This is a genomic window from Aureibaculum koreense (assembly GCF_034296135.1).
In the GTDB taxonomy this organism is placed as follows: domain Bacteria; phylum Bacteroidota; class Bacteroidia; order Flavobacteriales; family Flavobacteriaceae; genus Aureibaculum.
The window spans coordinates 1-26,317 of the sequence record NZ_JAXKVV010000030.1 but is presented as its reverse complement, the minus strand read 5'-3'; the positions used below and the strand labels follow the sequence as shown (position 1 = coordinate 26,317).

Annotated in this window: 22 protein-coding genes, 1 tRNA gene and 1 pseudogene; 12 read left to right on the top strand and 12 right to left on the bottom strand. The window is 34.5% G+C overall.

What is annotated here, in order from left to right; genetic code table 11:
* Positions 1 to 38 precede the first annotated feature (38 nt).
* Positions 39 to 647, bottom strand: a complete 609-nt coding sequence (locus UMM65_RS16460) for an alpha-ketoglutarate-dependent dioxygenase AlkB family protein (protein WP_321978129.1) — start codon at positions 645 to 647, stop codon at positions 39 to 41.
* 74 nt (positions 648 to 721) lie between these two features.
* On the opposite strand from UMM65_RS16460, the gene UMM65_RS16455 reads away from it, so the two are divergent.
* The 5 genes and pseudogenes from UMM65_RS16455 to UMM65_RS16435 all read left to right on the top strand — a co-directional run bounded on the left by UMM65_RS16455 (position 722) and on the right by UMM65_RS16435 (position 3,869).
* The gene (locus tag UMM65_RS16455; protein WP_321978127.1) at positions 722 to 1,054 is read left to right on the top strand and encodes an ArsR/SmtB family transcription factor; all 333 of its coding nucleotides are present in this window, start codon (positions 722 to 724) and stop codon (positions 1,052 to 1,054) included.
* Between the two features lie 116 nt (positions 1,055 to 1,170).
* Positions 1,171 to 1,578: pseudogene (locus UMM65_RS16450) on the top strand (DUF6428 family protein); the annotation flags it as partial.
* 17 nt (positions 1,579 to 1,595) lie between these two features.
* A complete protein-coding gene (locus UMM65_RS16445; RefSeq protein ID WP_321978125.1) occupies positions 1,596 to 2,231 on the top strand; it encodes an arsenate-mycothiol transferase ArsC in 636 nt (211 codons plus the stop codon).
* Complete coding sequence (gene arsB / locus UMM65_RS16440) at positions 2,228 to 3,280, top strand: ACR3 family arsenite efflux transporter (RefSeq protein WP_321978123.1); 1,053 nt, start codon at positions 2,228 to 2,230, stop codon at positions 3,278 to 3,280. Before UMM65_RS16445 ends, arsB begins: the two co-directional genes overlap by 4 nt.
* Positions 3,281 to 3,344: 64 nt before the next feature.
* Positions 3,345 to 3,869 (top strand): hypothetical protein, encoded by a 525-nt coding sequence (locus UMM65_RS16435; RefSeq protein ID WP_321978121.1) that lies wholly within the window; start codon positions 3,345 to 3,347, stop codon positions 3,867 to 3,869.
* A gap of 7 nt (positions 3,870 to 3,876) precedes the next feature.
* Here the strand turns inward: UMM65_RS16435 and UMM65_RS16430 are convergent, their stop codons facing one another.
* The 6 genes from UMM65_RS16430 to panC form a co-directional block, all read right to left on the bottom strand.
* Entirely contained in the window at positions 3,877 to 4,383 is a 507-nt protein-coding gene (locus UMM65_RS16430; protein ID WP_321978120.1) for a tetratricopeptide repeat protein, read from the bottom strand.
* Positions 4,384 to 4,439: 56 nt separating this feature from the next.
* Complete coding sequence (locus UMM65_RS16425; RefSeq protein WP_321978118.1) at positions 4,440 to 5,648, bottom strand: BaiN/RdsA family NAD(P)/FAD-dependent oxidoreductase; 1,209 nt, start codon at positions 5,646 to 5,648, stop codon at positions 4,440 to 4,442.
* A 188-nt stretch (positions 5,649 to 5,836) separates the two neighbouring features.
* On the bottom strand, positions 5,837 to 6,766 hold the full coding sequence (locus UMM65_RS16420; protein WP_321978116.1) for a GYDIA family GHMP kinase: 930 nt from the start codon (positions 6,764 to 6,766) through the stop codon (positions 5,837 to 5,839).
* Positions 6,766 to 7,734 carry a lysylphosphatidylglycerol synthase transmembrane domain-containing protein gene (locus tag UMM65_RS16415; RefSeq protein WP_321978113.1) on the bottom strand — a complete coding sequence of 323 codons (969 nt, stop codon included), beginning with the start codon at positions 7,732 to 7,734 and terminating at the stop codon, positions 6,766 to 6,768. The genes UMM65_RS16420 and UMM65_RS16415 overlap by 1 nt, the downstream gene beginning before the upstream one ends.
* 1 nt (position 7,735) lies before the next feature.
* A complete protein-coding gene (gene panD / locus UMM65_RS16410; protein WP_321978112.1) occupies positions 7,736 to 8,089 on the bottom strand; it encodes an aspartate 1-decarboxylase in 354 nt (117 codons plus the stop codon).
* A gap of 46 nt (positions 8,090 to 8,135) precedes the next feature.
* The gene (gene panC, locus UMM65_RS16405; protein ID WP_321978111.1) at positions 8,136 to 8,975 is read right to left on the bottom strand and encodes a pantoate--beta-alanine ligase; all 840 of its coding nucleotides are present in this window, start codon (positions 8,973 to 8,975) and stop codon (positions 8,136 to 8,138) included.
* A 106-nt stretch (positions 8,976 to 9,081) separates the two neighbouring features.
* Between panC and UMM65_RS16400 the strand changes: the two genes are divergently transcribed.
* From UMM65_RS16400 to glmS, 3 genes are read left to right on the top strand one after another with little or no spacing between them, the layout of a single operon-like run.
* Positions 9,082 to 9,888: a glycogen/starch synthase gene (locus UMM65_RS16400; RefSeq protein WP_321978109.1), complete on the top strand. Its 807-nt coding sequence runs from the start codon at positions 9,082 to 9,084 to the stop codon at positions 9,886 to 9,888.
* Positions 9,889 to 9,918: 30 nt separating this feature from the next.
* Positions 9,919 to 11,508 (top strand): DUF4270 domain-containing protein, encoded by a 1,590-nt coding sequence (locus UMM65_RS16395; RefSeq protein ID WP_321978107.1) that lies wholly within the window; start codon positions 9,919 to 9,921, stop codon positions 11,506 to 11,508.
* 21 nt (positions 11,509 to 11,529) lie between these two features.
* Positions 11,530 to 13,374 carry a glutamine--fructose-6-phosphate transaminase (isomerizing) gene (glmS, locus tag UMM65_RS16390; RefSeq protein ID WP_321978105.1) on the top strand — a complete coding sequence of 615 codons (1,845 nt, stop codon included), beginning with the start codon at positions 11,530 to 11,532 and terminating at the stop codon, positions 13,372 to 13,374.
* Between the two features lie 203 nt (positions 13,375 to 13,577).
* Here glmS and pth read toward each other — a convergent pair whose 3' ends face one another.
* The 4 genes from pth to UMM65_RS16370 all read right to left on the bottom strand — a co-directional run bounded on the left by pth (position 13,578) and on the right by UMM65_RS16370 (position 16,318).
* A complete protein-coding gene (pth, locus tag UMM65_RS16385; protein WP_321978103.1) occupies positions 13,578 to 14,204 on the bottom strand; it encodes an aminoacyl-tRNA hydrolase in 627 nt (208 codons plus the stop codon).
* A 165-nt stretch (positions 14,205 to 14,369) separates the two neighbouring features.
* Positions 14,370 to 15,050 carry a 50S ribosomal protein L25/general stress protein Ctc gene (locus UMM65_RS16380; RefSeq protein ID WP_321978102.1) on the bottom strand — a complete coding sequence of 227 codons (681 nt, stop codon included), beginning with the start codon at positions 15,048 to 15,050 and terminating at the stop codon, positions 14,370 to 14,372.
* Between the two features lie 154 nt (positions 15,051 to 15,204).
* Positions 15,205 to 16,146 carry a ribose-phosphate pyrophosphokinase gene (locus UMM65_RS16375; RefSeq protein WP_321978100.1) on the bottom strand — a complete coding sequence of 314 codons (942 nt, stop codon included), beginning with the start codon at positions 16,144 to 16,146 and terminating at the stop codon, positions 15,205 to 15,207.
* A 90-nt stretch (positions 16,147 to 16,236) separates the two neighbouring features.
* Positions 16,237 to 16,318: transfer RNA gene (locus UMM65_RS16370), tRNA-Leu, on the bottom strand.
* Positions 16,319 to 16,404: 86 nt separating this feature from the next.
* Here UMM65_RS16370 and UMM65_RS16365 point away from each other — a divergent pair.
* Positions 16,405 to 18,015, top strand: coding sequence for an N-acyl-D-amino-acid deacylase family protein (locus UMM65_RS16365; RefSeq protein ID WP_321978099.1), 1,611 nt, complete (start codon positions 16,405 to 16,407; stop codon positions 18,013 to 18,015).
* Positions 18,016 to 18,681: 666 nt separating this feature from the next.
* Here UMM65_RS16365 and UMM65_RS16360 read toward each other — a convergent pair.
* On the bottom strand, positions 18,682 to 19,971 hold the full coding sequence (locus UMM65_RS16360) for a M20/M25/M40 family metallo-hydrolase (RefSeq protein ID WP_321978098.1): 1,290 nt from the start codon (positions 19,969 to 19,971) through the stop codon (positions 18,682 to 18,684).
* A 231-nt stretch (positions 19,972 to 20,202) separates the two neighbouring features.
* Between UMM65_RS16360 and UMM65_RS16355 the strand changes: the two genes are divergently transcribed.
* From UMM65_RS16355 to UMM65_RS16345, 3 genes are read left to right on the top strand one after another with little or no spacing between them, the layout of a single operon-like run.
* Complete coding sequence (locus UMM65_RS16355; protein ID WP_321978096.1) at positions 20,203 to 21,426, top strand: M14 family metallopeptidase; 1,224 nt, start codon at positions 20,203 to 20,205, stop codon at positions 21,424 to 21,426.
* Positions 21,427 to 21,476: 50 nt separating this feature from the next.
* Positions 21,477 to 24,689, top strand: coding sequence for a SusC/RagA family TonB-linked outer membrane protein (locus tag UMM65_RS16350; protein WP_321978095.1), 3,213 nt, complete (start codon positions 21,477 to 21,479; stop codon positions 24,687 to 24,689).
* 10 nt (positions 24,690 to 24,699) lie between these two features.
* Positions 24,700 to 26,094, top strand: a complete 1,395-nt coding sequence (locus tag UMM65_RS16345; RefSeq protein ID WP_321978094.1) for a SusD/RagB family nutrient-binding outer membrane lipoprotein — start codon at positions 24,700 to 24,702, stop codon at positions 26,092 to 26,094.
* Positions 26,095 to 26,317: the final 223 nt, after the last annotated feature.

The window sequence follows — 26,317 nt, the reverse complement described above, 5'->3', positions numbered from 1 at the left end:
AACCCAATTATTGGAATTTGGAATTTGATTTTTGAGTTTTATTTCGCGATTATTCTAAAAGTCAAATTTACCCTTGGTTTAAAAATCTTTTTGGTTGGTGGTAATCTATGTAGCCAATGGGTTTGCGTTTCGTCTTTCATAACCAATAAGCTTCCATGCTCTAGAACTAATGAAACGGTTTCTTTGGATTCTTTGTGTTTAAAAGCAAACTTACGTTCTGCACCAAAACTCAAAGATGCAATGGCACCGTTTTTTTTCAAATCTTTTTCTCCATCACTGTGCCAAGCCATTCCTTCCGATCCGTTGTGGTATAAATTTAACAGGCAAGAATTAAAAGTTTCACCTGTTTCCTGCTCTACTAATTTTTTTAGCTCAAGCAATTCTTTTGTCCATGGCAATGCCAATTTGGTATTGTTGGAATAGGTGTATTCGAAAGGCTTTTCGGCATACCAAGCTACTTTCCGTTTGGTTTCAATACGTTTGCCAAAAATAATAGCGACATCATTTTCCCATTCAATATGCTTTAATAGATTATTGTAGTAATCGTTTGCTTCTTCTTGCTTTAACAACCTACCGTAATAATTTACCGTACCTTCTTTAGGTAAAAGGTTTTTAGTGGGGTCGATAAGATTGTCAAAAAGAAGCATTTTTAGATTATTAATTGTTAAAAGTAAAGATAAATTTTTCAATTAAAATATTAATCGTATATTTGCGATTAACTATGGGTAGAACGTTACAACATATTGAATTTAGTGAAGAGGCTGAAAGTTTAGCAAAATTCGCAAAGGCCTTAGGGCATCCTACACGGTTAATGATTCTTAAATACTTAAGCAATCAAAGTTGTTGCTATACTGGAGATTTGGTAGAAATGTTGCCCCTGGCACAATCTACAATATCGCAACACTTAAAAGAATTGAAAGATGCAGGGTTGATAGAAGGGGAAATAAATCCGCCAAAAATCAAATATTGTATCAATCAAAAAAACTGGAAAAAGGCGACAACACTGTTTTCAACATTATTTAAACTGGATTTTAAATCTATTAAATGTTGTTAACTATCAAAGAATAAAAATTAAAAAAGATATAGATGAATACTAAAAATTTTTTAGAACTATTAGAAGCAAATAAAGGAAAAGAACTTTTGTTTGAATATTAAGAAAACCAATTTGCAGGAGCAAATTACCATTTAACCGAGGTCAAAAATGTAACTTTTGAAACGGTGGATTGTGGTGGTAAAACTAATGATTGGAAAGAAACACATATTCAGTTATGGGAAAGTCCCGCAGAAATGGGTAAAAAAGAATTCATTACCACGGATAAAGCACTTTCAATTTTAAATCGTGTTAATTCCATTAGACCTATATGGATAGAGACTGAGATAAAAGTAGAGTTTGGTAATGCTGATTTCCATACTTCCATACTATCTATTGAGGATGTTGTATTTAAGAATGACAAAGTATTTGTGAGGTTATTCGCAGGCGAAACGGGTTGTAAAGCACCTGAATTATGTGGAGTGCCAGAAAAGGAGCTACAGGTTTCAACAGAATCCTGCTGTGATCCGAAAAGCGGTTGTTGTTAACATTAGAAATATAAGTTATGAATTCAGATCCTAGGCTTTTAGCCGATATAAAAAACGTAATAAAAACATTCAGTGCAAAAAGTATTTCGGATGAGCGTAAAATTATTTTACAATCTTTAATTGATTTTGTTCAAAGTAAAGCAAATACTAAAGAAACAATAAGATTAAACTTTATTTGCACCCATAATTCAAGAAGGAGCCATCTATCTCAAATTTGGGCTCAAACAGCGGCCTCATATTATAATATCGATAATGTATTTTGCTATTCAGGTGGTACTGAAGCTACTGCACTGTTTCCAAAAGTAGCTGAAACGTTGCGAAATACAGGTTTTAAAATTAAGACGTTGTCTGAAGGACAAAACCCCGTTTATGCTATTAAATATTCCGAAAATGAGCATCCGGTAATTGGATTTTCAAAGACTTTCGACGATGCTTTTAATCCAGCTTCAGGTTATGCGGCAATCATGACTTGCTCTCACGCAGATGAGAATTGCCCGTTTATAGCTGGAGCCGAAAAGAGAATTCCGGTTACCTATGAAGATCCTAAAAAATTTGATGGTACATCAGAACAATCTGTAAAATACAACGAAAGAAGTATGCAAATTGCCAATGAATTGTTTTATGTTTTTTCGAAAATAAAGATTGACTCATGAAGACTAAAAAAAAGTTAAGCTTTTTAGACAGTTACCTTACTTTTTGGATTTTTCTGGCAATGCTTTTCGGGGTCGCTATAGGTTATTTTGTGCCCTCATTCCCTGAATTAATTAATTCTCTTAGCAGTGGTACAACAAATATTCCAATAGCCATTGGGCTTATATTAATGATGTACCCACCTTTGGCAAAGGTAAACTATGCCTTGCTTCCCAAAGTTTTTAAGGATGTTAAAGTCTTGTCGATTTCACTTATTTTAAATTGGATTATTGGCCCATTTTTAATGTTCTTTTTGGCCATTACATTTTTGCATGATTATCCTGAATATATGGTTGGTCTGATTTTAATTGGATTAGCACGTTGTATCGCTATGGTTTTGGTTTGGAACGACTTGGCTGAAGGCAGCAGCGAATACGGTGCCGGTTTAGTGGCTTTAAATAGCATTTTTCAGGTTTTTGCCTATAGTTTTTATGCTTGGTTATTTATTACAAAACTGCCACCATTTTTTGGATTTGAGGGTGCTATTGTTGATATTTCAATTGTTACTATTGCCGAAAGTGTAGCCATTTATTTGGGAATCCCTTTTTTATTAGGAATATTGAGCAGACTGATTTTGGTTAAAATGAAAGGCGAAATATGGTATAATACTAAATTTATACCTAAAATATCGCCTTTAACATTAGTAGCTTTATTATTTACAATAGTGGTTATGTTTTCACTTAAGGGTGAATTAATTGTGGAAATTCCAATGGATGTTTTGCTTATTTCAATTCCATTGCTGATTTATTTCGCCATAATGTTCTTAATAGGGTTTTTTATTAGTAAATCAGTGGGTGCTACTTACGATAAGAATGCTGCAATTGCATTTACTGCAGCCGGAAATAATTTTGAATTGGCTATTGCTGTGGCCATAGCCGTATTCGGATTGAATTCAGGGCAGGCTTTTGCTGGGGTTATTGGTCCTTTGGTAGAGGTTCCGGCTTTGATTTTATTGGTAAGGGTAGCTTTTTGGCTTCGAAAAAAGTACTATTTTAAGAATGAAATAATTTAATTATAAAGGCAGAATATACATGGAAATCTTATTATGCTTAAGTAGTATTTGTTTATTGTTTTTTATGGTATTAGCAACTTACGACGGCTTTTACTTACACATCTGGAAATACGAACTTTTTAACCAAAAAGAAAGTATTTTTGAACATAAAACGCATACCATAAGGGCAATTTTATTTCCATTAATTGTTTGGTTTTTATTTTTAGATACCTCTACAATTGGTTTTTGGGTAGGCATAACCTTAGTGCTGCTAGATCTTGTTGTTTTAGGCATAGATGCCCATGTAGAGGGTGACAGCAGAAAATTTATGGGCGGCTTACCACAATGGGAATATATCATACATCTGTTTGCGAATGGATTTCACTTTGCGGCTATTTTATTAGTTATTGGTGTAAAAATAAATATGTTGATTACCGGTATGCTTCTTGGTCGAAATTTATTGGAAACCGCTGGTGGAAAATTGATGATTTTTGTTGCAGAAAATACAATTCCCGGGGCAATTGTATTGGGCATAATTCATTTAGTGGTATTGATGCCAAAAGGGAAATGGTTATGGAATAAATATAGAATGAAAATTACCTGTTGTTAACGTAAAATTATTTTTTACAGGTATAATTATAAATTTCAGTTGCGTTTTCAACACCTAAATCGGCTGCTTTAGATAAATCTAAACATGCATTTTTAAAGTCATCAAGAGCCAACTTGCACAAAGCCCTGTTGTAATAGGCAAATTTTAAATTACCACTAAATTTTATGGCAGACCCAAAATCTAAAATCGCATTTTTATAGTCCGCAAGTGTTTTAAGAACTACTCCTCTGTTGAAATACGCAAGTCCGTTTTTCGGATTCAATTCAATGACTTTAGAAAAATCTAAAACTGCTTTTTTGGTATCGTTTAAAAAAACATAACAAGCCCCTCTTTTAAGATAGGCTTCCTCAAAATCGGGATTTGTCTTAATAGCCAAATCAAACTTTTCAATGGCATTGTTATACTTTTTTTCATCCATCTTTTGGATACCTTCAATGTAACTATCCTGAAAAGATTGTGCAAAGCCGACAAAGTTTAAACTGAACAGAAATAGTAATACAGTAAGTTTTTTCATTTTTATATAGCTTAAGGATTCAATACAAAAATAAAAAAAACAGAAAAATTTTGCAATTATTCAGCCATAACGTTCCCCGCAATATAACCACCGGTCCACGCATTTTGGAAATTAAACCCACCCGTTACGGCATCAATATTTAATACTTCACCTGCAAAGAATAAGTTTTTATGAAGTTTACTTTCAAAACGTTTAAAGTTTACTTCTTTTAAATCAATACCGCCTGCGGTAACAAACTCTTCTTTAAAAGTAGATTTTCCATTGGCATTAAAAATGCCTTTGGTTAATTGATTGCTGAGGTTTTCAAGTTGTTTATTAGATACATCCGCCCATCTAGATTCATTCTTAATTTCTGAAGCCAAGACGAGGTTTTCCCAAAGACGTTTTGGTATTTCTTGAAAAACAGATTTTAGGATTACCTGTTTCTTTTTATGTGCTGTCCTGATGGTTTTTAGTTTCTCAAAAATCTGTTCTGTTTGTTTAGAAAGCCAATTGATAACAACATTATAATGATAATCTTTTTTCGCCAAGAATCTTGCACCAAATGCAGAAAGTTTTAGAACGGCGGGTCCGCTCATTCCCCAATGGGTAATCAATAACGGACCACTGGTTTCAAACGTTGAATTTGCTATAGAAACGGTTGCATTTGGCACAGAAATACCCGGAATTTCTCTAATACGTTTATCATTTATTTTAAAAGTAAATAATGATGGAACGGGAGGAACAATAGTATGATCGAGGTTATTCAGCATTTCCCAAATTTTAGTATTGCTTCCAGAAGCTATCAATAATTTATCAGCTATAAAATCACCTTTATTGGTATTAATTTTCCATAGCCCTCCAACTTTTTCAAAGTTTTCTACGCGATGGTTTAGCTTTACTTTTATTCCCAACTTTTCTGTTGCATTTATCAATACATCGATAATACTTTGTGAAGAATTAGAAACAGGAAAAACACGATTGTCGGCTTCAATTTTCAAAGCAACACCGCTATCTTCAAACCATTGCATAGTATCGCCGGTCATAAATTGATGAAAAGGCCCGAGCAATTCTTTTTTACCCCTTGGATAATATTCGCAAAGTTCCTTAGGGTCAAAACAGGCATGTGTTACGTTGCATCTACCACCACCAGATATTTTTACTTTTTGAAGTACTTCTTTGCCCCGTTCTAAAATAATAATTTCAGCAGCTGGATTTTTCTCCGCACATGTAATTGCCGCAAAGAATCCTGCTGCTCCGCCACCTATTATGGTTATTTTATTCATTTTTTAGGGTTTTGGGTTGAAATTGTTTCGGGTTTTCTCCTACGCCAAAGCTACAGAGAGCACAGTCAGGTTTAAAAAATTGTAAATGGTTTCAAGGTGTGGACACCCCTATAATCCCCTCAAGGGGATAATTTAACCGATTAAATTTTTTTCGTATTTCGTACCTCCAACCTGGTATTTTTTTAAACTCATAGTATCATCTCTTGATAAGGAATAACAGTTTTAAAACCTTTATTTTTGAAATAGCTGGGTGTATCGTCATTTCCTGTGGCCAATATAAAATCACCGCCCCAGGCACCAAGACTTTTTGTTTGTCCAAAATAATCTGAAAACAATTGTTGTTGCACTGGAGTTTGTTGAATAATATTTGAAATAATCATCTCGTGTTCAACCAATAATTTTTCAAAATCCGATAAAGTTTTGCTTTTAATAATTTGATTGGTTAGATATGATATTTCTTCAATTGATGTGTTTATGTCCCCCATAAAATTTCTATATGTAGCAATGCCTTCTCTGCTATTTTGCTTTTTGTTAAGATACACAAAATAGAGCTGTTCTTTAAAATCGGGATTAAAATTTGTAGCTTCAACTATCGGTTTTTTACCTTTTAGTTGATATGTTATTGGACTAATATTTTGGGCACAAGCAATATCATACCCGCTACCACCAAAATTATCGAACTGTAATTGAAAAGCATCTACTTTAGCCCATTGGGCAATATTATTGATTAAAGTTGAGGAAGTACCCAATCCCCATTTTCTTGGAAAATCAAGTGTTGATTTAACATAAAAACCTGTACTTTCAGTTAGAAAATTTATGTTTGATTTTTTAGCTGATATCAGTATTTCTCTCAATTTTTCGGCTAACAAATCGCCCCCTCCATCTTTTTTAGAATCAAAAGTGGCAGAGATTATTCGTAATCTTGGCAAATCAAATTCTACTTGTAGCCACAGTTCATTTTGGTCTGTATAACTTTCCCAAACCAATTTATCTTCTTTAATTTTTTGTACAGTAAGATTTTGGCCATATTTTGTAGGTAGTGCCAGGGCTTTAGCTCCATCAAGGACAAGATATTCGCCAGTAAGCAGTAGTTTTCCGTTACTGTAAAAGGTTTCCATCAGATTTTGTTTCTGTTGTAAATTGGTAAAATTAAGAAAGATAACGCACCAAATAATAAAACCATTAAGGTTTGTGCGGTCCACATAATCCATGCGAAAGCTCTAGCGGGATTGTCCGGAACGGCATATAAAATCAGCACACTTGCCACAGCAATTGGGTAAGTGCCCAATCCGCCATTGGTTACTGCCATACTTATACCACCAACCACAAAACCGACAATAATGGCCTCAAAAGGTAAATTAGAGGTTTCTGGCAAGGCAAAAGTAACCACGTAAAACATTAAAACGTACATTGCCCATATAAATAGTGTGTGGAAAATAAACGACCACTTATTTTCCATTTTAAAAATGCTAATGGCACCTTCTATCAACCCATTTATAAATTTTTTAATTTTAATAAAAAACGGATTTTTTGATTTTTTAACAATAAAATAAAAAATGATTGCAAACAAAGCAAATATGCCTATAACAAAATATTTTTGCGTACCGCTGTCGCCATCTTTGAACAAGTATTGGGAAATCAGGTCAGCTTGCAGAAAAAATGCCAAACCAATAATACTAAGCAAAACAATGGCATCTGCAATACGTTCGGCAACGATGGTGCCAAAAGCCTTTTCAAACGGAATATTTTCGTACTTTGAAATCCCGGTTGCTCTGGCAATTTCTCCCGCCCGCGGAATACCGAGGTTAACTAAATAGGCAATAAAAACCGTCATAACACTATTGGCAAATTTTGGCTTATAACCCATTGGCTTTAGCATAAATTGCCAGCGATATGCTCTAGACAAATGACTTAAAGCCCCTAATACCAAGGACAATAACACCCACCAATAATTGGCAGATTTAAAAGAACCGATAATGGCCGATTTGTCTTCAGGAGTTAATTTTGACAAAAAATACCAGACTAAAAAAACTCCCAAAGCAATTGGGAGTATTAAAAAAATTATCTTTTTTATTTTTTTGTTCAAATTAACTTATCAAAGTATTTGTTTTTTCGTCAGGGAAAATTACAATGGGTTCAAAAGTTTTGGCCTCTTCAAAATCCATTATACCATAAGCTATAATTATAACTATATCACCTTTAGCTACTCTTCTAGCTGCAGGTCCGTTCAATACAATTTCACCTTTACCTCTTTCTCCCTTAATAATGTAGGTTTCTAATCTTTCACCATTATTAACATTGACAATTTGCACCTTTTCACCCTGTATCATGTTGGCGGCATCCATTAAATTTTCGTCAATGGTTATGCTTCCAATATAGTTTAGATCAGCCCCGGTGACCGTAACTCTGTGTATCTTTGATTTTAATGCAACAATTTTCACAAGCTATTTTTTATTTTTGGGCAAAGATAATTAAATTTAAAGTCTTTTATAAAGCTATATTGTCAATTAATCTCACCCCGCCTACAAATACGGCGATAAAGGCTCTGTAGTTTTTACCCTTTCTTTTGTGCTTAGCAGATTTTAAAGTAGCTTCATCCGCAATTTCAAAATATTCCAGTTCAAGAATATTGTTCCTATTAAACTGCTTTTCTACCCATTTTATAACTTTGCCTATAGAATCTGTTTCAAATTTTTCTTTTGCCCTTTTTAAGATTTTGTATATTAAAGGGGCTTCTTCCCTGTGCAGTTCAGATAATCGTATGTTTCTAGAGCTCATTGCCAAACCGTCTTCTTCCCTAAAAATAGCACAAGGCACAATTTTAACTGGTAAATTGAACTTTTCAACTAATTTTTTTACGATTTGCAGTTGCTGAAAATCTTTTTCGCCAAAATACGCTTTATCGGGCTTTACTATTTCAAACAGTTTTTTAACTATTGTGCCAACACCATCAAAATGGCCTTTTCTATGTCTGCCTTCCATTTCGTGTTCCAACCCCTCAAAATCAAAAGGTTCAGCCTCTATATTATCATTATAAATCTCATTTGCCTTTGGAGCAAAAACCATATCACAGTTTATGTTTTCTAAAAATTCCAGATCTTTTTTTAAATCCTTTGGATATTTTATTAAGTCCTCTTTGTTGTCAAACTGTGTAGGGTTTACAAAAATACTAACTACGATAACATCATTTTCTGCCTTAGCCCTTTCAATTAAGGACAAGTGCCCTTTGTGCAAGGCTCCCATAGTGGGTATAAACCCTACAGAAATTTTATTGTTTAGCGTGTTTAAATAAGTGTCAAGTGTTTCTTTTTGATAAAAAACTTTCATCAATATTACTGTTAATTAGTGTTAAAAGGGTGTAAACTTAACATTTTCAGTATAAATCTAATCAAAAATTCGTAATTTTGCATATTCTTAATTACAGACGGATTTTATGAAAGATAAGAGAATATTGTATGTGTCTTCAGAGGTAATACCTTATTTACCAGAAACGGACACAGCAAGTACTTCCTTTGAGTTGGCAAGGCTCATGCACGGTAAAGGTGCACAAATTAGAATTTTTATGCCGAGGTTTGGTGTTATCAATGAAAGAAGGCATCAATTGCACGAAGTGATAAGATTATCAGGTATGAACCTGATTATCAATGATATGGATATGCCTTTGATTATTAAAGTTGCTTCTATTCCCAAAGAAAGAATGCAGGTTTATTTTATTGATAATGACGAGTATTTTAAACGCAAAGCGGTTTATACGGATGAAGATGGAAAATTGTTTGAGGATAATGACGAACGGGCCATCTTTTTTGCAAAAGGTGTAATAGAGACCGTAAAAAAATTGAACTGGACCCCCGACATTATTCATGTGCACGGGTGGATGGCTTCTTTGTTGCCATTATACCTAAGAGAATACTACAAAAACGATCCCTTATATATTGACAGTAAAATTGTAACTTCAGTTTATGATGGAGGTTTCAAAGACACTTTAGGTGATAAGCTGGTCGATAAAATTAAATTTGATGGTATAGCCGATGATAAATTGGAAACCATTTCAAGTACTAGTTATAATAATTTGATAAAAATTGCCATTGAAAACTCTGATGCTGTTATTAAGGGCAGTGAAAATATACCAGAAGAAATAGCCGAGTTTATCGATCAGAAACAAATTCCACTGTTAGAACATCAATCTGGTGAAGAACCGACCGACATCTACTCCAACTTTTACCTTACCGAAGTTTTATAAAATAATCTTAATAAAATAACTTTTTTGTTTATGACTACAAAAATTGTGAACAGCATTAAATATATAGCTATATTTTCTATTGTATTAATGAGTGTGATTTCTTGTGAAAAAGATTTTCAAAATGTTGGCGTAGGCTTAGTAGATAATAACCTTTTTGCTACTGAACAGGCTACTTTTGAAGTAATTGCTTATAACCAAAATGTAGATTCATCTAGAATTTCCAGCAGTAACCCCCATTTGTTAGGAGTTACAAAAGATAAAAATTTTGGACTTTTAAAAGCTTCGATAATTGGTCAATTAAGCCTTGGCTCTATTAATTTTACTGATAATATGTCTATTGATGCCGTAATTTTAAATATTCCTTACTACGCAACCAAAAAAGAGGGTGCTGCTGGTTATGAACTGGATTCTATTATTGGCGACCAAGAAACTGAGTTCAACCTATCTGTTTACGAAAATGGAACGTATTTAAATACATTGGATCCTACAGACCCGAGCCAGGGTAAAAAGTATTATTCTGACGAAACCTATGTTAAAAAATCGCTACTTTATTCAGATGGTTTTAAGCCTAATAAAAACGATACTATTTACATCGTTGAAAGAAGATTTTTAGACGGTGACCCCGATACGGTTGATGATAGAGATACTATTATGACCGAAACAGCAACACCTTCCATAAAAATACCTTTAGATACTGTCTTTTTTAGAAATAGTTTTATTAATCAGCAAAATTCAGGTGCATTTGATTCCAATGATAACTTTATAAATCATTTTAGAGGTTTGATTTTAGAAGCTGATGGTACAGACGGCTCTTTAATGACCTTGCCAATGAACAATGCTACAATGACTTTTTATTATAGCAACATTGTTTTAACAGATGAATCTACAACAACAGGAGATTTAAATGGAGATGGCGATACCGATGATGAAGATGTACCTGTAAAAACAAAACAAACTGCTTCTTTTCCGCTAAGCGGGCTAAAAACAGGAACATATGAAAGAGATTACACAAAAGCACAACCAGATAGCGATATTAATACCAAGCTTACAAGCCCAGATAAAGAAAATGGTGAGGATAAATTGTATATACAAGGTGCCGCTGGCTCCATAACAATAATAGACATACTTAAAGGAATGACCCAAGAAAAATTGGATCAGATAAGGAGTGAAAATTGGCTAATCAATGATGCAAGTTTAACTTTATATGTTGAAAATGAAAATGACACCATTATCCCTCATAAGCTTCATATCTATAACTATGAGGAAAATACTCAAATTCTTGATGCTTCTACAGAACCACAAACACTTCAGTTTAATGGAGCATTACAAAAAACCGAGGACAATAAACCGCTAAAATATAAGTTTACTATTACGGATTATATTTCAGAAGTTTTAAAATCGGATAATCCTTTAAATCTACAAAAGTTGGCTATAAAAGTATTTCATCCAACGGACTTGCCTAATATTCCTCAAAATGGACCTATTACAGATATAATAATGAGAGATTTTAGTTGGAATGCAAAAGGTGTAGTTTTAAAAGGAAATAATTACGAGAGTTCATCAGACGGTTATGCACAACGCTTAAAACTTGAGATATTTTACACAACTAATAACGAATAACAATTAAAAAAATCAATTGTAATGTGTGGAATTACCGGTTATATTGGATATAGAGATGCTTATCCAATAATTATTAATGGTTTACAACGCTTAGAATATAGAGGTTACGATAGTGCAGGGCTTGTACTTTACGATGGTAACCAAATCAATTTAGCAAAAACAAAAGGTAAGGTCAGCGATCTTATAGAAAAAGTCGCTTCAAAAGAAGGTCAATTAGGTATTGGTCATACCAGATGGGCAACACATGGTGTACCCAATGATGTAAATTCACATCCTCACACTTCTCAATCGGGCAATTTGGTAATTGTACATAACGGTATTATAGAAAATTATGATACCATCAAAAAAGAATTGATTAACAGGGGTTATACTTTTGAAAGTGATACCGATACCGAAGTATTGGTTAATCTTATTGAAGAAGTACAGCAACAAAACGATGTAAAGCTCGGAAAAGCGGTGCAAATTGCTTTAAATGAGGTGGTTGGAGCTTATGCGATAGCGGTTTTTGACAAACGAAAACCAAATGAAATTGTAGTAGCTCGTTTAGGGAGCCCAATAGCCATTGGTGTGGGAAAAGAAAAAAAGGAGTTCTTTATTGCTTCAGATGCCTCACCATTTATTGAATATACAAAAGATGCCATTTATTTAGATGATGAAGAAATGGCCGTTATTAGGGTTGGTAAAGATGTAAAAATCAGGAAGATTCATGATGATTCTTTGGTCGATGCCAATATTCAAGAACTACAAATGAATCTTGAGCAAATAGAAAAAGGGGGTTATGAGCATTTTATGCTGAAAGAAATTTATGAGCAACCTAGAGCTATACAAGATACTTACAGAGGGAGATTGTTACGAGACGAAGCCATCATTAAAATGGCCGGTGTTGAAGACAATATGAAAAAGTTCTTAAATGCAGATCGTATTATTATTGTAGCTTGTGGTACTTCTTGGCATGCAGGCTTAGTGGCTGAATATATTTTTGAAGAATTTTCTAGAATTCCCGTTGAGGTTGAATATGCCTCTGAGTTCAGATACAGAAATCCAATTATTACTGAAAAAGATGTAGTAATAGCAATTTCTCAATCTGGCGAAACGGCCGATACGTTGGCAGCAATTAAGTTGGCAAAAGAAAAAGGAGCTTTTGTATTTGGCGTTTGTAATGTGGTAGGATCTTCTATTGCCAGAGAAACCCATGCAGGTGCATATACCCATGCGGGTCCAGAAATTGGTGTGGCTTCAACAAAAGCATTTACAACACAAATAACGGTATTATCTTTAATCGCTTTGCGTTTGGCGAGAGCCAAAGGCACCATGTCCAGTTCTAAGTTTAGATTGTATTTGCAAGAGCTGGAATTAATTCCACAAAAAGTGGAGCAAGCATTGAAAGTTGATGCTCATGTAAAAGAAATTGCCAAAGAATATTTATTGTCGTCCAATTGCCTATACCTTGGTAGGGGCTATAACTTCCCAGTAGCTTTGGAAGGAGCTTTAAAGTTAAAAGAAATATCTTATATACATGCGGAAGGGTATCCTGCAGCAGAAATGAAACATGGCCCTATTGCCTTAATAGATGATAGAATGCCTGTAATTGTAATTGCCACAAGCAAAGGGCATTACGAAAAGGTGGTAAGTAATATTCAAGAGATTAAATCTCGTAAAGGTAAAATTATTGCAGTGGTAACCGAAGGTGATACAACTGTTAAAGAAATTGCAGACCATGTTATCGAAGTTCCAGATTCTGAAGAAGCTTTTTCACCACTATTGACTACTATTCCGTTGCAACTCTTGTCCTATCATATTGCTGTAATGCGTAATTGTAATGTAGATCAGCCACGAAATTTAGCAAAGTCGGTTACGGTGGAATAGAAAAGGTTGTGTGTTCAAGGCTTTAAGTTTAATGTTCTAAGTTGCACTAACTTAAAAACTAAAGAAATATCAAATTCCAAATTCCAATCGTTTTGGGGCTGGAATTTGGAATTTGTTTTTTTAAAACAGTCATCTTTCTGATAAACCCCGTTTTTTTCGGAGTTCTATACTGAAGACTGGAGACTGCCAACTGAATACTTTTTTCACTTTCCATTAAATTCACTCATCGTATTATTTAATCCAGCAGTGCCAAAAGATTTAATCAGTTCGGAAGATTTTTCAAGTCTCTCGGTTAGTTTGGCTTCTTCTTCTGGAGTCCATTTGCCTAAGACGTAATCAACTTGTCTGCCTTTGCTAAATTCATCGCCAACACCAAATCTGAATCTTGCGTAATTTTGGGTTTGTAAAATATCATTAATATTTTTTAATCCATTATGTCCACCCGCACTCCCTTTTCCTTTTAATCTAATTGTTCCAAAAGAAATATTCAGATCATCACAAATAACCAATACATTTTCCAGCGGTATTTTTTCTTTGGTCATCCAGTATTTTACTGCTTTTCCGCTTAAATTCATATATGTTGATGGTTTCAACAGTATAAACGTCCTACCTTTAAATCGAAATTGGCTAACAGCTCCTAATTTCTGATTTTCAAATGAGATATCTTCTTTGGTAGCAAGTACGTCCAAAATTTTAAATCCAATATTATGACGTGTATTATCATAGTCCGAACCAATATTGCCAAGACCAACAATTAAGAATTTTTTCATATCGGGTTCTGGATTATTTTTTGTGCTAAAATATGATTTTAGCAGTGTAACTAAACTCATCTGATGAATTTTTTGAGGTTTGAAACTATTTGTAAAATACCCCTCCGCCTATCGGCACCTCCCCTTGAAAAAAGGGGAGGACTAATAAAATGTCTTTTATAAAAAGTAAAAATAAAAAAAGCCCCGCAAAAAACGAGGCTTTTAAGTATTAATCTATGGAAAATACTATTCTTTAGCGTCTCCTTCGGCAGCAGGTGCGGCAGCTTCACCACCTTCGGCAGTAGCTCCTTCTTCTGCAGTTCCTTCTTCACCCTCTTCACCTTCTTCACCTTCTTCTTCTTCAACCTCATCAACAATAGCAGCACGTGCAGTTCTTACTTGCACAACTACCATATCATCTGGGTGTAAAATCTCAAATTCTTCACTTTTTACTTGTTCTACAAACACTTTATCCCCAATTTTAAGTTTAGAAATATCAATATTTATAAAATCTGGTAAGTTGGCGGGAATGGCTTTTACCCTTAATCTACGATTTGGAAAACGCAATACACCACCATTGATAACGCCAGGTGCATTACCTTCCAATTTTACAGGAATATTAAGGGCAACAGGCTTATCATCAAATAATTGATAAAAATCAATGTGTAGAATTTTATCGGTAACAGGATGGAACTGAATATCTTGAACAATAGCGTTCAATTTTTCGCCACCTTCTAGTTCAATCGATGCAGTATATACGTTTGGAGTATAAACTAAATGTCTGAACTCTAATTCTTCTGCTGAAAAGTGAACAGGTTTGTCTCCTCCGTATAATACGCAAGGTACCTTTCCAGCATTACGTAAGGCCTTGGTTGCTACCTTGCCTACGATTTCTCTTTTGGATCCTTTGATTGTAATAGATTTCATTTTATGTTTATTTAATTGTTTTCAATTGGTAAAATGGAATTCGCATAATATATCTTTTCAGGTTAAATCTGAATTTTCAGCTATGCTCATTTCATTTTATAATTATTTATATTTAATTGTCTGTCACTCGACAGACGTGGTTTCTAAATTTATGCTACATTAAAAATTTTCCGCTGATAGATTTGTTGCTCTGTACCTTGTGCATAATATCAGCAAATAAGGGGGCACAAGATACTACTTTAATCTTATCAATATGTTTTTTTAATGGAATTGTATTTGTGATTAAAAGCTCTTCTAGTTTCGATTTTTCAATACGTTCATAGGCCTCTCCAGAAAGTACTGGATGTGTACAAATTGCACGTACACTTTTAGCCCCTTTTTCCATCATTAAATTGGCAGCTTTGGTTAATGTTCCTGCGGTATCAATCATATCATCCACTAAAATTACATTTCTGCCTTCTACATTTCCAATTAGTTCCATGTGAGATATTACATTAGCCTTTTTACGTTGCTTATAACAGATGACCACTTCACTTTTCAAAAATTTAGAATAAGCATAAGCCCTTTTCGAACCTCCCATATCGGGCGAAGCAACGGTTATATTATCTAAATTTAATTCCTCAATTGCCGGTAAAAATATAGTGGAAGCAAAGAGATGGTCAACAGGTTTTTCAAAGAAACCTTGAATTTGATCTGCATGCAAGTCCATGGTAATAATTCGGGTTGCTCCAGCTGCTTCCAATAATTTAGCAACCAATTTAGCGGCAATAGGTACTCTTGGCTTGTCTTTTCTATCTTGCCTTGCCCACCCAAAATAAGGCATAACCGCTGTGATATGCCTTGCAGAAGCCCTTTTGGCAGCATCTATCATCAATAGCATTTCCATCAAATTATCAGAATTAGGAAATGTAGAACCGATAATAAAAATTCGACGTCCTCTTATAGATTCTTCAAATGAAACTTGAAATTCCCCATCACTAAAAACATTCTTTTTAGATTTACCTAAATCGCAACCATAAGCCGTCGCTATTTCCTTAGCTAACTCAATAGATTGAGAACAAGCAAAAAGTTTTGGTTTAGGTATTTTTTGTTTCATTGACTAAATTTTAGACCTGTCAGCTGACAGAGATGCACGAGTTATGAGATTTTTGACACCTCACAACTATGAACTTTTAACTAAAAATTGTACCTTGGGTGGGAATCGAACCCACACTCCCGAAAGAACTGGATTTTGAATCCAGCGTGTCTACCAGTTCCACCACCAAGGCGATTTAGAGGATGCAAAAGTAAAAAATATTTTCATTCCGTTAACATTAATTTGCTATATTTAATTCTTTAACCAAATATCCTGATTTTGAAAAGAATATCTTATAAGATTATTTCTCAAAAAACACCCTATTTACTGTTGCTTTTTGCCGTACTTTTTGTTTTTTCATCTTGCAGTAAAAATAAATCAGTCCATTACGAAATTGTCCTCAAAAACAGTAATATAAATAGAGGTGATGGCAATCCTTCAACAATTATGGATATTGGTATCAATGCGGATACTATTGCTTTTATTGGTGAAATAAATATTAAAAATGCCAATTCTGTAATAGACGTTACAGGGCTAACCGTAGCCCCAGGATATATAGATATGCATGCTCATTTAGACCCCATATTTAAACATCCTGATGCTAAAAGTGCACTTACACAAGGTGTTACTACTTCTTTGGGCGGGCCTGACGGTGGTGGGTTTTGGCCCTTTGGAAGTCGATTGGATTCGATTTCAAACCTTCCTTTAGGCATGAATGTAGCTTATTTGGTTGGTCATAATCAAATCAGAAAAGCGGTAATGCAGATGGATAACCGCGATCCCACAATTGAGGAACTTGCACAAATGAAAGCAATGGTAAGTCAAGCTATGGATGATGGAGCGTTTGGTATTTCAACGGGATTAAAATATTTGCCCGGAGCTTTTTCTAAAGTAGAGGAGGTGATCGAATTGTCCAAATCAGCATCCGAAAAAGGAGGTATTTACACTTCGCATCTTAGAGAAGAAGGTTTAGGTTTGATTGAAGGTGTTTCTGAAGCTATTCAAATTGGTGAAAAAGCAAATATTCCCATTGTGTTAACCCACCATAAAGCCATCGGAAAACCTGTTTGGGGCTTTAGCAAAAAAACGTTGAAAATGGTAGATTCCGCCCGTGCTTTGGGCATTGATGTTATGATAGATCAGTATCCGTATAATGCCAGTTATACTTCTATTTCGGTGTTGATTCCTGCTTGGGCAAGGGCTGGAGGACAATCGGAATTTGTCAAAAGAACTGAAAATAAAAAATTGAAAGACAGCATTTTGGCAGGAATTGAATTTAATATTTTAAATGACCGAGGCGGTGGAGATTTAAACAGGGTGCAATTGGCAAAAACACCTTGGGATGAAACCCTTTCAGGAAAAACCCTAAAATTTTGGGCGGAACGTGAAAAGTTGGAGCCCAATGCAAAAAATGGAGCATTATTGGTCTTAAAAGCACAATTAACAGGTGGCGGAACAGCAATTTACCACGCTATGGATGAAAAAGATATCCAACGAATTATGCAGCACCCTCAAACCATGTTTGGTTCTGACGGAAGATTAACCACACCAGAAGATTCTGGTTGGCCGCACCCACGTTGGTACGGAACTTTTCCTAGGGTTTTAGGGCATTATGTACGAGAATTAAAAGTGTTGGATTTGCCAACAGCTCTTAAAAAAATGACCTCCATGCCCGCAGATAGACTTGGATTAACAAAAAGAGGACGACTAAAAGTAGGTAACTATGCAGACATTACTATTTTTGACCCTGAAACTGTTATTGACAAATCTATTTATACTGACCCGCATCATTTTTCAGAAGGTATAAAATATGTGTTTGTAAATGGTGTTTTGACTATTAATGATGGTGTTCTTTTAGAAAATAGAGGTGGTAAATTATTGAGGAAATAGTTTATGCAAGTTAGACTTGATTTCCACCAGTTGCAAACTGGCGGGAGTGAAAAGAGTGATAACTTGTCAGAACCATTTTATATTATTTCTTAAAGAATAAGCTTGATAAATAGTTAAGATTATAGTTGTAAGCATAAATAATATTGATATTATAAATGCATAATTTCTACTTGTTTTATTGAGTTTTTTAAAATCATTCAAAACTTCCTTATAGTGATTATTCTTTAAGAAGTAATAATGATTAAATATTAAAATAATAGTAATAATAAAAAAACCAATAATTTTATCTCTATTCAATAATATACTTCTTATGTTATAAATTTGAAATACAATAAAATCAAAAACAAAAAGTAATGCAAAAAATTGATAAAGGGTAACGGATAAAATTATAGAAAAAAAAGGATACCCCTTATTTTTATAGACATTTACCATCAACCAATAATTAACACTAAAAAAAGCATGAAAAATCATTACCACTTCTTATTATTATGTCCTAACATTGAAATACCAACTAGTTTCAACAATGGTTATACTCAATCCAGTACCTTAATATAACAGTTTCTATTCTTTTTGTTCCAATCAAGTCATCTCTTCCCCAGCTCCCGCCAGTTTGCAACTGGTGGTTTAGTATATTAATGTAAAATGTTACGAACCAGATACAACCCATCATTTCGAAATCTCGGCCTCCGCCAATATAATAAGCATTGCCAATTTAATAGCTTCGGCCCCATTTTCATTGACAAACCATTCATCAAGTGAATGTGCTCCATCACCTTTACCACCACGACCAATACAAATAGCAGGGATATTCATTGCAATTGGAATACTAGCGTTGGTAGAGCCAATAGAGAGTCTAGGTTCAACCCCAAAACTTTTGGTAGCTGCCATGGCTCGCTGAATTAAGGGAATTTCTGGAGAAAGTTCACCAGATGGACGGTCGCCTATTTTAATGAGTTCAGCAGTAATTCTATCTTCAATTCCACTTGCATTGTATGCGTCAACAGCTTTTGTAACGGAGTTTTTAAAAATGATTTCAATTTCATTAAGTCTTTTAGCAGAAACAGAACGCATATCCACTTCCATCCAAGATTCAAAGGGAATAGAATTTACCGAAGTGCCACCACCAATTACACTAATATTAAAACTTGTTTTTGGTCCTGTGCTAGTATATTCTGCAGCTACGTTGCTAAACTCATCAATAACCTTACCCAAGGCATGGTGTGGGTTCGCTAATCCAAAAGCACCCCAGGAGTGTCCGCCCTTACCTTTTAAAACAACTTTATATCTTTTTGATCCCAAAGCAGCATTAAGTATGCGACCAATATTACCACCGTCAATCGCAATCCAAGAATCAATTTTTAGATCTGATTCGTTAAAAATATATTTCATGCCTCTTAAATCGCCCAAGCCTTCTTCGCCAACAGAACCTACAAAGAGAATGTCGTTTTTGGTCTCAATATTTGCTCTGTTCATTGCTTTTAAAACGGCAATTACCATTGATAACCCTCGCGAATCATCACCTATTCCAGGGGCTTTTAAAGTATCTCCCACTTTTTTTACGGTAACATCGGTCCCCTCTGGAAAAACTACATCTAAATGAGCATCTAATGCAATTAACTTTTCACTTGTTTTTCCCTTTCTTAAAGCCAATACATTGCCCACTTTATCTACCCAAACGCTATCTGCACCAGCTTCTTCAATCATTTTTTTAAAGAGCAATCCTCTTTTTGTTTCTTTAAAAGGAGGGGCAATAACTTCGGTGAGCTGAATCATGTCTTTAACGGTTTGTTCGTCAATATCCTCAATTATTTTATACGCCGATTGCACTTTTTTATGTTTTACTAATTTGGCGACTTCTTTTGAATATTGCTTTTGGACAGCGGTTTCTTGTGCATAAATGTTGGCACCAATTAGGATGCCGAAGCAAAAAGTGAAAATGTTGATTGTTGGTTTCATGATAGTATGGAGTTAGATTTTAAACTCAATAAAATGTAATTTTATTAATCAATTGATAATGAGTAAATTGCAAGGGATTTTTCTCGCCCTTTAAATATACTGCCTTTGATTAAAAGGTTTAGAACATTAAATTTAAACATTAAAATTTTAAAGTGTTAAAAATTCATTTTTTTTTACACTTGTATTGCATTTTATATTACTTTTAACTAATAATTAACTCTATATTTTTTAATGATTAAACTAAAATTTGTAAGAGCCTTAATATTTCTTTTTTTTATTGCTAGCTGTTCTAGTGCTAAAAAAGTTACTTTTTCTAACCCTGTTGACACTGAAACTAAACCCATTGCTTATCAGCAAAAACAAACCTATAAACTACCTAATGTTGCTGTTTATGCCAGTAACGAATTTGATGGAGCCAGACTAAATGGTTTTGAACAGGAAAATGACAGTACGGCTTTAGTTATTATTCATCCCGAAAATGCACCGATTAATAATAGTCCGTATTACGCTTTTAAAACATGGTCAAATACGACTAAGCCATTCTATTTTAAATTTCAATACCCTAAAGGCTACAAGCACAGGTATATTCCAAAATTAAACATAAATGGTAAATGGAGTATTCTTGATACCACACAGGTTTTTAAACAGGACACTATAGTAACTGTTAAGTTGAATTTGACTGAAACTCCAATAACAGTTGCTGCTCAAGAAATAAACTCTTCTACAGATGTAAAAAATTGGTACTCTGACCTAATAAAAGGCAAAGAAGGTGTTGTTACCGTTGAAAGTGCGGGAAAATCAAGATTAGGCAAAAACTTGCCGGTGCTTAATATTTCCAAAGACAATACAAAGGATAAAGACGTAATCGTTTTAATTACCAGACAGCATCCTCCAGAAGTGACAGGCTATTTTGCTTTTCAGAGTTTTTTGATAGAAATTTTACAAGAGGACAAATTATCACAACAGTTTTTAAATAAATATCACATAATAGCTTTCCCAATTATGAACCCTGATGGGGTTGATTTAGGGCATTGGAGACATAATGAGGGAGGTGTGGATTTGAACCGAGATTGGGGCGAGTACAATCAACCTGAAATAAAACAAGTGGTTAGTTACATTAACAAAACGCTTAAAAGGAATAGGGCTAAATTAATCTTGGGATTGGATTTTCATTCTACTTGGTATGATGTTTTTTATACGAACACAGATAGAGAAAACACCAATTTACCAAATTTTGAAGAAAAGTGGTTTACAGCTTTAGAAGAAAAGATTCCTGATTACAAGGTAAATGAGGCTTCTGCCAATAGTAATAGACCCACTTCAAAAGGGTGGTTTTTAAACGGTCAAAACGCGGTGGGTATAACTTATGAAATAGGTGATGATACTCCAAGAGAATTTATAAAGTTAAAAGGGAAAGTCTCAGCAGAAGAAATGATGAAAATATTAATCAAATAAATAATAACATACAACTAGTAAAAATAATTATTAACTAAACTCAATTAAACATGATTCGTAAATTAATTTTATCTGTGTTTGCCATACTGCTCACAAGCAGTTTTGTGTATGCACAGCGTACCGTAACCGGTACAGTAAGCGATGCGTCGGGGCCGTTGCCGGGGGCAAGTGTTTTGGTTAAAGGTACAACTACCGGAACTATAACAGATTTTGACGGAAATTTTTCTATTGATGTACCCGATGGTACTACTACGCTAGTAGTTAGCTTTTTAGGTTATGTTACAAAGGAAACGCCGGTTAGTGCTAACCAATCTTCCATTACAATTACTTTAGAAGAAGATGCACAAGCATTGGAAGAGGTTGTTGTAAATGCTTTAGGTTTTAAAGAGCAACGGGACGATGTAGCTTCTACTTATTCTGTAATTGGTGCAGAAGACGTTTTAAGGGCGAAAGAACCTACCTTAATTAATAGTTTGGCAGGAAAAGCTTCCGGTGTTAACATTACTGGCAGTAGTGCAGACCCAGGTGCTGGATCAAGAATTCAAATTAGAGGGGTGAGTTCTATTAACGGAAGTGATCCCTTAATAGTTGTAGACGGCATACCAATAAACAATAGTAGTTTAGAGGGTTTTGGTAGTGATTTAGATGCTGGTGTATCACAACAATCAAGATTAAATGATATAAACCCTGACGATATTGAATCAATTCAAGTATTTAAAGGAGCTTCTGCAGGTTCTATTTATGGTTCCAGGGCATTAGGTGGTGTAATCGTAATTACTACAAAAAGAGGAAAAGCAGGTAAATTAAAGGCCTCTTTAGGTACCACTATTTCCATTGATCAAATTAATAGAAAACATCCATTACAAAGAACTTTTGGACAAGGGTCAGGCGGAAATTATAGCCCAACAAATGCAAATTCTTGGGGGGATAGAATTTCAGATAGAAGTGGAGGTGCAGATGATGTAAATACTTCAGGACAATATTTTGAAGCGGCCGATGGAACTATTTATTACCCTATAAATAGTGGAGGTAAAAATTCCACAGATGTTTTTACTGGTAGCAATTTTGACCAAATTTTCCAAGATGGGATGGCTCAAGACACTAAATTGAATTTATCTGGCGGAACTGAAAAAGCTACTTTTTATTTTGGAGCTAATCATTTAGATCAGGAAGGTATAATGAGAAATAGTAACTATTTTAAAAATTCATTAAGTTTTGGTACTACCTATAAATTTAATGATTGGTTAAATACTTCTGCCAAAATTGCCTATACCAATAGTAGTTCAAACAGAATACAACAGGGCTCGAATACAGCTGGATTGTATTTAGGCTTACTACGTAATCCACCAGATTTTGATATTAGTGATTATATCGGAACCTACTACGATAATAATGGTAACCCCACACCTTTAAGGCATAGGAGTTACAGGAGGTATTTAGGGCAAACCTCTAATCCAACCTATAACAACCCACTATGGACAATCTTTGAACAAACTAGCGATACGGAGGTTGACCGCTTTTTAAGTTCTGTTGACTTTAATATTACTGCTACACCATGGTTAAAATTTGTGGTTAGGGGAGGTTTAGATCATTTTAATGATGATAGAACTTACTTTAATCCAATGTTTTCTGGTGATGGAGCAAATAATGGTAGGTACAGAAACGAGTTTTATAAGAACACGGAAATATCCGCAGATTTTATTTCTTTAATGAACTTTAATATTACAGAGGACTTAGGTTTGAATTTAACAGTTGGAGCAGCTATAAATGACAGGACTAGAAAACAAGTATTTGTTGAAGCTTTGGACTTTTTATACAATAGCCGTCTTCAAAATCCATCTATTTCTGGAAATATTGACACTCAAGAACGTAATAGAAAAGAAAGAAATATTCGTTTTTATGGGCAATCAGCTTTTGAATATAAAGATTTGTTGAACCTAAATTTAGGTTTGACCTTTGAAGATGCCTCGTCAAGTTCTAAGTCAATTGTGTATCCTAGTGCGGAAGTCGGATTTAAATGGAGTAATCTTTTAGATTTAGACAATGATAGTGCGTTGTCTTTTGCTAAATTAAGGTTGGCTTATGGCGAGGTTGGTTTAGCACCAGATCCACATGCTTGGGAAACAGGCTATGAAACCGCTACATACACTACTTACTCAGATGGGGTATCCTTAACAGCTTTTGGTGGTGGCTTTAGATTAAATGACGATCAAGGAAATCCTGCTTTGGAATTTGAGAAAAAGAGAGAATATGAAATTGGCTTAGACTTACGTTTTTTCAAAAATAGGTTATCATTATCAGGTACGTATTATTACAATAACACTAGAGATATGATTTTAAATGTAAGCTTAGACCCTTCTTCAGGTTTTGACTCATTTCTAGGTAACATAGGTGAGTTGGAAAATAAAGGCTTTGAGCTGGAATTTGACTACAACTTCTTAAAAAAGGAAGATATCGGAATGAGCCTGTATGGAAATTATGCTACTAATAAAAACGAGATGTTGGATTTAAAAGGTTTTCCTGGACCAATCTTTAGTCCGGGTTCATCTGTAACTTCTACGGCAATAGTGGGCTATCCAGTAGGTATTTTAACGGGTAGTGCAGCATTACGTAATGCTGACGGATCTTTAGACTTGGATGCTAATGGTTTTCCACAATTAGACACTTCTGGAGATAAAGTAATTGGAGATCCTAACCCAGATTGGACAGGGGCACTAGGTTTCCGTGCCAATTATAAAAACCTTTCTTTAAATGTATTGTTTGAAACCAGCCAAGGACATGATATTGCTGAACGTACTCGATTTGTATTACAAGGATTTGGAACGCATGCCATTACTGGTAACGAGGTTGCTCCGACCCAAAGTTTAGTTAATTACGACGGAGATGTTATCCCTTCCGGCACCTTAGTTCGAGGAAATATTCAAGATTTTGGAGGTGGACCAGTACTACTAGACGAAAGTTGGTATACCAGTCTTGGTGGAGGTTTTGGTAGTTCTGTAATTAATGAGTTCGCAATTGGTGATGCCAGTTGGACACGCTTAAGGGAAATCAGCTTAAGTTACAGTTTAGATGGTGATTTAATTAAAAAAACAGGGTTGGAATCTGTACAATTGTCCGCAACTGGAAGAAACCTTGTATTATGGACAAATGTTGACGGCATAGATCCTGATATCAGCCAATTTTCTGGTTTAGGTAAGGGGTTGGATTATTTTACGAATCCTAGCTCAAAATCGTTTGTTTTCGGTATTACTATTAACTATTAATAAAAAAGAAATGAAAAAACATATAAGAAATTTTATTTATACGACATTGATAGTATCGTTTATAAGTTGCGATTCCTATTTAGATGTTAACGAAGATCCCAACGTTGCAACAGACGTACCACCTGAATTAATTTTTAAAGGTATGGAATTGGCAGATACCCAAATAAATGCTGGGCATCTAATGCGGATTTCGCAGTTTTGGACTGGGCAAATGAAAGGTGTAAATAGTTTGTATGCTCGTATTAACGATTATAATATTTCCCCAGAAGAGTCAAACGGAGTTTGGGCACATATGTATCATGGCATTATGACTCAAAATGATATTATCCAAGAAACATCTGAGGATAATTTATTAAAAGGGATGGCAAACGTGTTGGAGGCTCATGGAATTGGGAGTGCTGCCGCTTTATTTGGAGATATTCCTTATTCTGAAGTAGGTAATCCTGTAGGTGCAGCTTTTGATGGTCAGGTTGCCATATTTCAAGCTTTACAAACATTGCTTGATCAGGCAATAACGCAACTTGAAGATGTAGTTCCAAGTAGAAGGTTTTCAGATGACATTTTTTTAAACGGAAAATCTGAAGCTTGGATTGAGGTCGCTTATACCTTAAAGGCTAGATATTATTTGATGAACAGACAATATGGTGAAGCTTATCAAAGTGCGTTAAACGGTATCAGTTCAAATGCCAACTCACTAAAATTTGCTGCAGCTTATGGTGAGTATGGTTCTACACTCGAAAATAGTAGTCTATATAATCTTATTTTAACTGGAAGTAGAGCTGGAGACCTTACCACAAATGGTTCTTATATTCAAGATGAATTATTAAGTGGAGCCTCTTCTAGAAATAATGCAAAAACTAATGAAAGTAGAAGAAGAGATTATTTGATCCTAGATCAAGCGGCCATAAATGAAGATAGGCTTAGTTGGGCAAGTGCTAATATGCCATTAGTTACTTATGAGGAAAATTTAATGATTCTGGCTGAAACAGGTTTAAGAACTGTTGATTTTGCTGAAGGACTTACCCAGCTTAATAAATTAAGAGCATTTCTGGCAACTGGAAATGGTTTTAAAGGAGACAGCGGACTACCTATTCAATATGATGCTTATGATGCTGCAGATTTTGCTACTGGAGGTATGGAAAATACAGATGCAATAAGTGCGGATAAAGCCTTGCTTCGTGAAATTATTGAAGAAAAATATGTGTCCACATTCGGTACTATTGTACCTTTTGATGATTTTAGAAGAATTAGAAAAACCGATGCTGATATTGCTATGCCAATCCCAGTAAATGATGGTAGTACATACCCTGAACGCTTTTTAATTGCTCAAGACGAAATCAATGGTAATCCAAATGTGCCAAGTCCAATACCAGATATTTTTACGGTTACCCCTGTAAACCAGTAAAATTTGATTTTTATAATGGAAAGGGTTTGTTCAGTAAATTTGAACAAACCCTTTTTTAAGTTAACAATTTAATTTAGCTTTTTCTCTTTGGCATCTTCAATTAATACCATTTCTGATTTAAAAATACTCAAAAAATGTTTTAGTGTATAATTGATAACTGGTGATAGATTTTATAAGTTCAGGAGTTAGTTGGTTTACCATCTCAGTAATTTTATCTTGTAGC

What these genes read in the sequence shown, in the direction of transcription:
- UMM65_RS16420 (WP_321978116.1), bottom strand. Translation starts at nt 6,766, where the DNA reads ATGGAAACCTTTTACAGTAACGGAAAACTACTGCTTACTGGCGAATAT.
- UMM65_RS16355 (WP_321978096.1), top strand. Translation starts at nt 20,203, where the DNA reads ATGATTAAACTAAAATTTGTAAGAGCCTTAATATTTCTTTTTTTTATT.
- UMM65_RS16360 (WP_321978098.1), bottom strand. Translation starts at nt 19,971, where the DNA reads ATGAAACCAACAATCAACATTTTCACTTTTTGCTTCGGCATCCTAATT.
- UMM65_RS16460 (WP_321978129.1), bottom strand. Translation starts at nt 647, where the DNA reads ATGCTTCTTTTTGACAATCTTATCGACCCCACTAAAAACCTTTTACCT.
- UMM65_RS16445 (WP_321978125.1), top strand. Translation starts at nt 1,596, where the DNA reads ATGAATTCAGATCCTAGGCTTTTAGCCGATATAAAAAACGTAATAAAA.
- UMM65_RS16345 (WP_321978094.1), top strand. Translation starts at nt 24,700, where the DNA reads ATGAAAAAACATATAAGAAATTTTATTTATACGACATTGATAGTATCG.
- UMM65_RS16395 (WP_321978107.1), top strand. Translation starts at nt 9,919, where the DNA reads ATGACTACAAAAATTGTGAACAGCATTAAATATATAGCTATATTTTCT.
- glmS (WP_321978105.1), top strand. Translation starts at nt 11,530, where the DNA reads ATGTGTGGAATTACCGGTTATATTGGATATAGAGATGCTTATCCAATA.
- pth (WP_321978103.1), bottom strand. Translation starts at nt 14,204, where the DNA reads ATGAGTTTAGTTACACTGCTAAAATCATATTTTAGCACAAAAAATAAT.
- UMM65_RS16425 (WP_321978118.1), bottom strand. Translation starts at nt 5,648, where the DNA reads ATGAATAAAATAACCATAATAGGTGGCGGAGCAGCAGGATTCTTTGCG.
- panC (WP_321978111.1), bottom strand. Translation starts at nt 8,975, where the DNA reads ATGAAAGTTTTTTATCAAAAAGAAACACTTGACACTTATTTAAACACG.
- arsB (WP_321978123.1), top strand. Translation starts at nt 2,228, where the DNA reads ATGAAGACTAAAAAAAAGTTAAGCTTTTTAGACAGTTACCTTACTTTT.
- UMM65_RS16375 (WP_321978100.1), bottom strand. Translation starts at nt 16,146, where the DNA reads ATGAAACAAAAAATACCTAAACCAAAACTTTTTGCTTGTTCTCAATCT.
- UMM65_RS16350 (WP_321978095.1), top strand. Translation starts at nt 21,477, where the DNA reads ATGATTCGTAAATTAATTTTATCTGTGTTTGCCATACTGCTCACAAGC.
- UMM65_RS16455 (WP_321978127.1), top strand. Translation starts at nt 722, where the DNA reads ATGGGTAGAACGTTACAACATATTGAATTTAGTGAAGAGGCTGAAAGT.
- UMM65_RS16430 (WP_321978120.1), bottom strand. Translation starts at nt 4,383, where the DNA reads ATGAAAAAACTTACTGTATTACTATTTCTGTTCAGTTTAAACTTTGTC.
- UMM65_RS16380 (WP_321978102.1), bottom strand. Translation starts at nt 15,050, where the DNA reads ATGAAATCTATTACAATCAAAGGATCCAAAAGAGAAATCGTAGGCAAG.
- UMM65_RS16435 (WP_321978121.1), top strand. Translation starts at nt 3,345, where the DNA reads ATGGTATTAGCAACTTACGACGGCTTTTACTTACACATCTGGAAATAC.
- UMM65_RS16400 (WP_321978109.1), top strand. Translation starts at nt 9,082, where the DNA reads ATGAAAGATAAGAGAATATTGTATGTGTCTTCAGAGGTAATACCTTAT.